The following is a 9,645-nucleotide window of genomic DNA, read 5'->3' on the forward strand; positions in this document are numbered from 1 at the left end:
CTTTACCGGCCGTTGTTATCAACTATCCGAAATATTTCACGCCAAATGGAGACGGCTATCACGATAATTGGAACATCAGAGATTTAAGAGACCAACCAAGTGCAGTGGTAACAATTTACGACCGTTATGGAAAAGTACTAACCCAAATTAAACCTAATGGTAATGGTTGGGACGGAACTTACAATGGTAACATGATGCCGTCAGATGATTACTGGTTCAGTGTAAATTATACCGATGAAAACCAAGTTAATCAAGAATTCAAATCGCACTTCGCTATGAAGCGATAACTATATTGCCCCACTACCTACTAAGAAACTCTCAAAAACTTTTTTGAGAGTTTTTTTTTTATTTTACTGTAACAAATCTCTTTTTAAAGAGTCTACTAACTTGAAATCATTTAACAATTGTTGAATCGAAAATACTATAGGGTTTCAACAAACAATCATCAAAAAAAAACGAAAATGAGATTTAAACTATTACTACTACTTTTAGTAGGTCATTGCTCTGTTATATTGGCTCAAACCAATACTAATTCCGGAGTCATCACCGGAAAAGTAATCGACAAAAACACCAAACAACCTATTCCTTACGTGAATATTTCTGTCATGGAAGAGGCTAAAATAATCTCCGGAGGGATTACCCAAGAAAACGGAACTTTCTCTGTTAAAGGTTTGGCATTGAAAAAGTATGTAGTGGAAGTACAATTCATCGGTTACAAAAAAATAATCCAAGAAGTTACCTTAACAGAAAACAACAAAACAGTCAACTTAAACACTATTGTCCTTGAAGAAGAAGCTGTTCAGTTAGCTGGGGTTGAAATTGTAAAAGAGCGATCGACTATTGAACAAAAAATCGACCGAAAAGTAGTAAACGTTGGTAAAGATTTAATTGCTTCCGGAAATACAGCTTCAGAAATCCTGAACAACGTACCCACTGTTAGCGTTGACCCACAAACCAAAGAACTGAGCTTAAGAGGCAATTCCAACGTAAGGGTTTTAATCGACGGCAAGCCTTCCAACATTGATGCTGCTCAGTTATTACAACAAATTCCGTCTTCATCCATCAAACAAATCGAATTGATTACCAATCCTTCAGCCAAATACAATCCGGAAGGAATGAGCGGAATCATCAATATTATTTTACATAAAAACGCTCAAGAAGGTTTCAATGGGAGCATTAACTCGGGCGTCACATTCGGTATAACTCCTAAAGTAAATTCGGCTTTAAACCTTAACTATAAAGTTGGGAAAGTGAATTTCTACACCAACTACGGTTTCAATCACGGTAAAAATGCCAACGAAGGTTACATCAACAGTTACCGACCACTTTTGGAGAACCGACAAGAATTTGGAGGCGCCAATTTAAATACTTCGCATTTGGTTAAAATCGGCATGGATTACTTTATCGATGAAAAAAATACGATTTCATTTTACACCAACCAAAATATTGTAAATGGTGGCGGTGATGGCTATACCAACATCAATTATGACAGTCTTTTGTTGAGAGATTCCAAACAATTATCGTTTTCAGAAAATGACAATTTCACTCAAACTTATGACTTAGCCTATAAACACGACTTTACTAAAAAAGGGGAAACATTAGATTTTCAGGCGAATTTTTCCAATACTGACAGTCCAGAATATTCTGATTATTTGTTCAATCAAATCAACCCAAGCTCAACCAGAGTCATTACAAATGATATAGAAAGAAACACCGATTATTTACAAATCAACTTAGATTATGTAAACCCGTTATCGGAAACCGTTAAATTAGAAATAGGTGCCGAAACCCGTATCCAAAAAATCACCAACGACTTTGACGAAACCATCAGCGAACCCTCGGAATCCTTTAATAGAATTGGAAATTCTAATTTTGTATTCACTCGAAACATCCATTCCTTTTATACCAACATTGGCAAACAATGGAAAAAGTGGAGCGTTCAAGCCGGTGTTCGTTTGGAACAATACGAAATCGACGGTGATTTTGAAAATGTGGTAACCTCTTCTACACCATCAGAAAACATCAACGATCAAAGTAGCATAGAAGACGATATTTTTGCCATTTACCCTTCGTTGTTTTTTAATTACAAAGCCAGCGATAAAGATTCTTTTAACTTCAATGTTTCGCGTCGTGTAGATCGCCCGAGTATCGGTCAAATCAGTCCAATCAGAGAATGGACTACACCATTGGTAGAATCTAGAGGTAATCCGGCATTGGAACCGCAATTCACCAACTCATTCGAAGTAAATTATACCCGAACCACCAAAATCGGTTCTATCACAACCGGTATTTTCTACAGACAAATCAATGACGAAATCGGAAGAATCATTTATAAAAACCCGGATAATTTAAATCAAGACATCATATCCTATGACAATTTTGATGACAACAATGCCTTTGGTACTGAAATATCTGCCAATTTGAAATTAGCCACTTGGTGGTCTGTAAATGCCAGTAGTGATGCCTATTTCAAAACAGTAAGAGGAACAGTTCAAAATGCCAATACCCAACAACAAGAAAGAGCCGAAGCTGATGTGGTTGCTTTTAACATTCGCATGAATCACAACTTTGTAGCCAACAAAAAATTACGCTTTAACTTGTTTGGAATGTACCGTGGCAGAGACCTAGGATTACAGTTTGAAAGAGAGCCAATGTACCGAATGGATATAGGTTCAACTTACACCATTTTAAAAGGAAAAGGCAGTATCACGGCTCGTTTCAACGACATTTTTGAAACGATGAATTTTGCCTTCGATGGTAATATTCCTTACCGACAAACCGGTGCTTTCTTTTGGGAAAGTCAAACCTTTTACGTTGGCTTCAACTATATGTTTGGAGGTGGTAAAAACAGTGCAATGCAACGCAAGCAAAGAGATCAAAACGAAACCCAAGGCAGTGGTGGCCTTTTATAAATACCACTTAATTATTTGAATAGTTGTTAATGAAAAAGCCAAACGTAATGTTTGGCTTTTTTTTAAAAAATTGAAATGAATATTACCATTTAATAATAGCACTGGCCCAAGTGAAACCGCTACCAAAAGCGGCCAAAACCACAGTGTCGCCCTCTTTAATTTTACCTTGTTCCCAAGCTTCGGTCAAAGCTATCGGAATAGAAGCAGCAGTAGTGTTTCCGTATTTTTGAATGTTGTTAAAGACTTGGTCATCTCTCAATTTGAATTTCTGCTGAATGAACTGTGAAATTCTCAAATTCGCCTGATGCGGAATCAACATATCTATGTCTGACACTTGTAAATTATTGGCTTGCAAGCCTTCCATGATAACTTCACTAAAACGAACAACTGCATTTTTAAATACAAATTGTCCATTCATATAAGGAAAATAACTTTCGTCATCCGGGTTGTTGTCGGCTATAATATCGGTTACCCAACGCTTGCCCATTCCCGGTGCTATTACCGCTAATTCTTCGGCATGTTGCCCTTCAGAATGCAAATGTGTGGATAAAATGCCTTTGTTCAAATCCTCTTCTCTTCTTAAAATTGCAGCTCCGGCTCCATCTCCAAAAATCACCGAAACCCCTCGGCCTCGGGTAGTCATGTCTAATCCGGTGGAATGCAACTCCGAGCCAATGATCAAGATATTTTTATACATGCCGGTTTTGATATACTGATCGGCTATCGAAAGCGCATATACAAAACCGGAACATTGGTTTCTGATGTCCAAAGCGCCAACGGTTCTCAATTCTAAGTCGCGTTGCACCAAAACACCCGGTCCGGGAAAATAGTAATCCGGACTTAAGGTAGCGAAAATGACAAAATCGATGTCGTTTTTATCAATTTTGGCTCTTTCAATGGCAATTTTGGCGGCTTTTACACCCATGGAAGTCGTGGTATCTTCACCTCTTTTGATGTGCCTTCTTTCTTTGATACCGGTTCTTTCTTGAATCCATTCATCATTAGTTTCTATAATTTTGGACAAATCATCATTGGTTACAACATTATCGGGAACGTAAAAACCTAAGCCTGTTATTTTAGAGTGGTACATATATTTGCTTATTTACTAAAATGTGAATAGCAAATTTAACAATCTTATAATTCTAAAAGCAATTTTTACCTCCTAATTTAGATTCCAATAAAATGAGTAGATTACTAAGGCTAAATGCTATTTGTCATTTTTTAACAAAAACTTGCTGTTTTTTGTAACCGGAATGGTGTATTTTAGACAAACTTTTTAAATCAATTTAAACCCACAAGCATATGAAATTACGCTTTATTTTTCTCTTTTTAATCGGATGGGGTTTTTCAGCTCCGGCTCAGGAAAATCTAAATTTTCAAAAACCTTCTGCCGAAATTTTGGCTTTGGCCGATTACGAGCGTTCGCCTTCTGTGAGTATGGATTCTAAAAAAGAATACATGCTTTTAAGTTTTCGAAATACCTATAAAACCCTTGACGACCTCAATCAGGAAGAAATGCGTTTGGGTGGTTTGCGCATCAATCCGATTACCAATATTTCGAGTACAGTAACTTATATCAACAACTTAAAGTTGAGAAAAGTGACTGATAAAGTTGAAACACAAGTTACAGGATTGCCACAAAATGCTCGAATTACTAACATTTCTTGGTCGCAAAACGAAAAGAAAATCGGATTTACCAATACCACCAATACCGGAGTGGAACTTTGGGTGATTGATGTGGTTTCGGCTACCGCCCAAAAAATAACAGAGGCAAACTTGAATGCCAATTTAGGAAGTCCATACAGCTGGATGAAAGACAACGAAACACTATTGGTAAAAATGTTACCCAAAAACCGACCGGCTTTAATTGACAGCAAAAAAGACTTACCAAAAGGGCCAACCGTTTCAAACAGTGATGGCTCGAAATCTCAAAATAGAACGTATCAGGATTTGTTGAAAAACAAAATCGATGAAGCCAATTTTGATGCTTTAGTGACTTCAGAATTGTACAAAGTTTCTTTATCCAGAAAGGCGGAGTTATTCAAATCGGCCGACATTTACGCCGGAGAAAGTTTCTCTCCTGATGGCAATTATTTGATGCTGACCACCATTCAAAAACCTTATTCTTATATCGTTCCGTTAAGTCGTTTTCCACAAAAATCGGTGGTTTGTGATTTGACAGGAAAAGAGATTAAAGTTGTGAACGAAGTACCGTTGACTGAAATCATGCCCAAAGGATTCTCATCGGTTAGAAAAGGAAAAAGAAGCATGAATTGGCGCACTGACAAAGCTTCAACTTTATCCTACGTTGTAGCTTTAGACGAAGGTGACCAAGCCAAAAAAGTAGATTACAGAGACGAAGTTTTCAATTGGGATGCCCCTTTTAACGCGGAAGCCAAATCGGTTTTAAAAACGCAACAACGCTTCAGCGGTATTATTTGGGGTAACGAAACGATGGCTATCGCTTATGACGACTGGTATGATACCCGTAATCAGAAAACGTATTTGTTCAATCCTTCGAATCCGAATCAAGCTCCTAAAGTAATTTGGGACAGGAATTCGCAGGACATTTACAGTGATCCCGGAAATTTTGAGACCAAAAGAAACCAGTACAACCGTTACGTATTGGCCATCGAAAACAACAATGCCTATTTAATTGGTGATGGATTTACCAAAGAAGGTCAGTTTCCGTTTATAGATGAATTCAATTTGGCTACCCTTAAAACCAAACGATTGTATACATCTAAAATGAAAGACAAAAAAGAAGATTTACAATCGATAGAAGATTTCAAAAAAGGCGATGTTTTGGTGCAAATTCAATCGAAAAACGATTTTCCCAACTATTATTTCCGCAACATCAAATCGGGTAAACTGACTCCGATTACCAGTTTCAAAAACCCATTTGAGAGTATTAAAAATGTATACAAAGAAGTCATCAAATACAAAAGAAAAGACGGCGTAGAATTATCCGGAACATTGTATTTGCCGGCAAGTTATGACCGAACCAAAAAAAGCGAAAAATTACCATTATTGATTTGGGCTTATCCGGAAGAATTCAAGGATAAAAACAGCGCCGGTCAAAGCAACAAAAATCCGAACGAGTTTACTTTTCCTAACTATGGTTCTTTCGTATATTGGGTAACCAAAGGTTATGCGGTTTTAGATGACGCTTCTTTCCCAATAATCGGAGAAGGCACAACCGAACCTAATGACACCTTTATGCCACAGTTGATTGCCAATGCTGAAGCTGCCATCGATGCAGTAGACAACTTGGGTTTCATCAACCGTAAAAAAGTGGCTATTGGCGGACATTCATATGGTGCGTTTATGACGGCTAATTTATTGACGCACTCTAATTTATTCGCTTGCGGTATTGCCCGAAGTGGTGCTTATAACAGAACGCTTACACCTTTTGGTTTCCAAAGCGAACAAAGAAATTACTGGGATGTACCTGAAATTTACAACGGCATGTCGCCATTTATGAACGCGGATAAAATGAAAACCCCATTGTTGTTAGTCCACGGTGATGCCGACAACAACCCGGGAACATTTACCTTACAATCGGAGCGTTATTTTCAAGCCTTGAAGAATTTAGGTGCTCCGGTAAGATTGGTTTTATTGCCTAAGGAAAGTCATGGTTACGCTGCCAAAGACAATATTTTACACTTGCTTTGGGAACAAGACCAATTTTTGGAAAAATATTTGAAAAACTAAAGTTCTTATACTAACTATAGAAAACCTCAAAGCTTTCACCTTGAGGTTTTTTTTATGGCTACAGCGTTTTGTTTTTTTTGAAAAAAAATTATTATTTATTGTTTATCAATAAATTTTTATTATTTTTGGAGCGTAATTAAAAATCTAAAAAAAATGGAAATCAAAATCACTACTAAAACGATACTCCAAGTATTGCATCTATTATCTTGGATTATTTTTATCGGTTTGTGCGTTGAAGCCGGCAGTTTTTTGTTCAATGCTATATTTACTGTAGCTTTCAATCCGTTGGCTGCCGATTATTTCAAGCTTACGGAACTGTACCAATACGACTACGGTTTTTTCTTAACCCAACTCTGCTTAGGCTTTATAGTAGCCATTTTGAAAGCCTTATTATTCTACATGATTGTAAAAATACTACACGATAAAAAGCTCGATTTTTCTAAACCTTTCAGTCAAGCACTTGTTAAGTTTGTTTCTAACCTAGCCTATCTGACCATTTTCATTAGTTTTTTCTCCAATTGGGGCGCTAATTACGCCAAATGGTTAGCCGCAAAAGGTATTAATATGCCGGATATCGCTGATTTAAATTTAGACGGAGCCGATATTTGGCTCTTTATGGGTGTGGTACTTTTGGTCATTGCCCAAATATTTAAAAAAGGAGTTGAAATGCAAACCGAAAACGAACTAACCATCTAAATTATGCCCATAATAGTCAATGTTGATGTCATGATGGCCAAACGAAAAATGTCGTTGAACGAGCTGTCGGAGAAAGTCGATTTAACCCTATCGAATCTTTCCATACTAAAAACCGGCAAAGCCAAAGCCATTCGGTTCAGTACACTGGAAGCGATTTGCAAAGCCTTAGATTGTCAGCCCGGAGATATTTTGGAATTCGTAGTCGAGGAAAAGTAACGAACTTCCTTTACGAAGAAATGGCCATACAAACGGTAGTTTGCGGTGGAAATGCGGTCTGACTGTCGAAGAAAATTTTCTGACCATCTCTTTCCGCTTCTACCAAATAATGGCTGCCTTTGTAATACGATTGCAGTACAGTAACTGCCAAATCCGATTCGGGAACCACCTGTAATTGATGCGGATAAACATAGCGTTTATTGCCCTTTATTTCAATTTCATTGACATCTCCAAAAAGAGAAGCAATGTATTTACTCGTTGGTTTTTGGTATAAGTTTTCAGGCGAATCACAGGCGATGATATTTCCGTTTTGCATCACCAAAACGGCATCGGCAAACGACAATACATCAGAACTGTCGTGCGTTGCAACTATCGCCGTAATTTGCTTTTCTTTGAGATAAGCGAATAGTTTTCGGCGCAAACTGTTCTTCCTGAAATTATCAATATGGCTGAACGGTTCGTCTAACAACAACACTTCGGGTTCTAAAGCTAAAACCCGGGCCAAAGCCACGCGTTGCATTTGGCCACCGCTCAAATATTTGGCTTTTGTAGTGGCGAATTCGGTCATTTCCACTATTTCCAACAATTCGGCTATACGCGCTTGTTTGACATCGGCATAAATATTCGATAAATATTTCCCGACGTTTTCAGCTACGGTGATAAAAGGCATCAAATCGAAATCTTGTGCCAAATATTTCATGTATTCCATGCCGGGAATCAGGTGAAATTTTGGTCCAAGAACCTCATTTTCATTCCAAAAAATACGGCCTTCATCTAAATCATACAAGCCATAAATCAGTTTGAGCAATGTACTTTTCCCGCAACCGCTTTCGCCTATTACGGCTAAGTTTTTGCCTTTCTCCAATTGAAAAGAAAGATTTTCAATGGTAGTTTGGTCTAGGTAAGCAAAAGAAATATGTTGAACTTGTAGCATCTTGATTTTCTGAAAGGCAAACTTACGAACTTTATTAAAAAGATAAGAGCGACAAAACTCAAACGTGGAGCGTCGCTCTTACCAACCTAACCAATAAATAAACAATTTTTAATGCGGTAAATATTTTTCGAATGACTTGGTGTCAATTCTGGCTTTTAAATCGTGTAACAAATTATACAATCCGAAAAAGGTTCGGTTGATGTATAAAAAGTGTTTCGAACCTCGATTGCCGTTCATTTTACGGAGTTGGGTATCTTTAGAAAACTCTTCTCCCATTTGGGCAATTTTTCCAAAGAAGTTATCGTCCGAAAAATCAAAATGGTCGCCGTGAAACGGTTGCGTGAACAAACTCAACAAGTCATAGAATATTTTGGTAAAATATTCAATCTCTTTCGGGCTGTCGTCGTGGCGCAATATTTCGAGTTCGTATAATTTCTCATTAAACAGTTTGGGATTATTGATGACTTCCGGTTTGGCCAATTCGAAATACGGAACGTAAAATTCTTCCGGTACGTGTTTGATGCAACCAAAATCAATCGCTACCAATCGGCCTTCAGCATCAATTAGGAAATTCCCGGGATGCGGATCGGCATGAACTTGCTTTAAATGGTGCATTTGATACATGTAAAAATCCCATAAGGCTTGTCCGATCTTATCGCCTTTAACTCTGTCTTCATTGTGAGATGCGAATTCCGACAAATGCTCACCATCAATCCATTCCATTGTTAAAATTTTTTCCGAAGAATACTCCGGATAATATTTCGGGAAGCGCAAATTGTCAATCTTGCCACACCATTCGGACACTTCCAGACTTTGCTTTAATTCTAACACATAATCGGTTTCTTCTAATAATTTGTCCTCAACTTCCTTAAAATATTTATCAGAATCTTTCCCTTTGATGTTAAACATTCTGATGGCAAACGGTTTGACCAAAGCCAAATCAGAACTTATACTTTCCGCCACTCCGGGATATTGGATTTTCACAGCAAAATTTTTCCCATCCTTAGTTGCTTTGTGTACCTGACCGATACTCGCCGCATTTTTGGCCTCCGGAGTGAAGGAATCGTATAAGTCTTCGGGATATTTCCCTAAATATTTTTTGAATGTTTTGCGAACCAAAGGCGCTGACAATGGTGGTACAGAAAACTGCGACAAAGAAAATTTTTCCACATA

At 37.7% G+C, this 9,645-nt stretch carries 8 protein-coding genes; 5 read left to right on the plus strand and 3 right to left on the minus strand.

Annotated elements, in window-relative coordinates:
- Window positions 1–287 (plus strand): T9SS type B sorting domain-containing protein (locus ACIQ32_RS10145; RefSeq protein WP_396195579.1); only part of this gene is annotated, 287 nt, incomplete at its 5' end.
- Between the two features lie 174 nt (window positions 288–461).
- Window positions 462–2,912, plus strand: coding sequence for a TonB-dependent receptor domain-containing protein (locus tag ACIQ32_RS10150; RefSeq protein WP_396195580.1), 2,451 nt, complete (start codon window positions 462–464; stop codon window positions 2,910–2,912).
- Window positions 2,913–2,994: 82 nt separating this feature from the next.
- Here ACIQ32_RS10150 and ACIQ32_RS10155 read toward each other — a convergent pair whose 3' ends face one another.
- Window positions 2,995–4,002 (minus strand): 3-oxoacyl-ACP synthase III family protein, encoded by a 1,008-nt coding sequence (locus ACIQ32_RS10155; RefSeq protein ID WP_396195581.1) that lies wholly within the window; start codon window positions 4,000–4,002, stop codon window positions 2,995–2,997.
- 212 nt (window positions 4,003–4,214) lie between these two features.
- Between ACIQ32_RS10155 and ACIQ32_RS10160 the strand changes: the two genes are divergently transcribed.
- The 3 genes from ACIQ32_RS10160 (at window position 4,215) to ACIQ32_RS10170 (ending at window position 7,538) form a co-directional block, all read left to right on the plus strand.
- On the plus strand, window positions 4,215–6,626 hold the full coding sequence (locus ACIQ32_RS10160; RefSeq protein WP_396195582.1) for a prolyl oligopeptidase family serine peptidase: 2,412 nt from the start codon (window positions 4,215–4,217) through the stop codon (window positions 6,624–6,626).
- Between the two features lie 153 nt (window positions 6,627–6,779).
- Window positions 6,780–7,322, plus strand: a complete 543-nt coding sequence (locus ACIQ32_RS10165; protein ID WP_396195583.1) for a DUF2975 domain-containing protein — start codon at window positions 6,780–6,782, stop codon at window positions 7,320–7,322.
- 3 nt (window positions 7,323–7,325) lie between these two features.
- Complete coding sequence (locus ACIQ32_RS10170; RefSeq protein WP_396195584.1) at window positions 7,326–7,538, plus strand: helix-turn-helix domain-containing protein; 213 nt, start codon at window positions 7,326–7,328, stop codon at window positions 7,536–7,538.
- 10 nt (window positions 7,539–7,548) lie between these two features.
- On the opposite strand, the gene ACIQ32_RS10175 is transcribed toward ACIQ32_RS10170, so the two are convergent.
- Together ACIQ32_RS10175 and ACIQ32_RS10180 are read right to left on the minus strand one after the other, a co-directional pair.
- Entirely contained in the window at window positions 7,549–8,472 is a 924-nt protein-coding gene (locus ACIQ32_RS10175) for an ABC transporter ATP-binding protein (RefSeq protein WP_396195585.1), read from the minus strand.
- Window positions 8,473–8,580: 108 nt separating this feature from the next.
- Window positions 8,581–9,645, minus strand: a 1,065-nt coding sequence (locus tag ACIQ32_RS10180; RefSeq protein ID WP_396195586.1) for an ABC1 kinase family protein, incomplete at its 5' end; no start/stop codon positions are given.

It is taken from the genome of Flavobacterium sp. (assembly GCF_044373165.1).
Lineage (GTDB): Bacteria > Bacteroidota > Bacteroidia > Flavobacteriales > Flavobacteriaceae > Flavobacterium.

Bases quoted from the DNA above. Each gene is read 5' to 3' on its own strand.
- ACIQ32_RS10150 (WP_396195580.1), top strand. From the start codon at position 462: ATGAGATTTAAACTATTACTACTACTTTTAGTAGGTCATTGCTCTGTT.
- ACIQ32_RS10155 (WP_396195581.1), bottom strand. From the start codon at position 4,002: ATGTACCACTCTAAAATAACAGGCTTAGGTTTTTACGTTCCCGATAAT.
- ACIQ32_RS10160 (WP_396195582.1), top strand. From the start codon at position 4,215: ATGAAATTACGCTTTATTTTTCTCTTTTTAATCGGATGGGGTTTTTCA.
- ACIQ32_RS10165 (WP_396195583.1), top strand. From the start codon at position 6,780: ATGGAAATCAAAATCACTACTAAAACGATACTCCAAGTATTGCATCTA.
- ACIQ32_RS10170 (WP_396195584.1), top strand. From the start codon at position 7,326: ATGCCCATAATAGTCAATGTTGATGTCATGATGGCCAAACGAAAAATG.
- ACIQ32_RS10175 (WP_396195585.1), bottom strand. From the start codon at position 8,472: ATGCTACAAGTTCAACATATTTCTTTTGCTTACCTAGACCAAACTACC.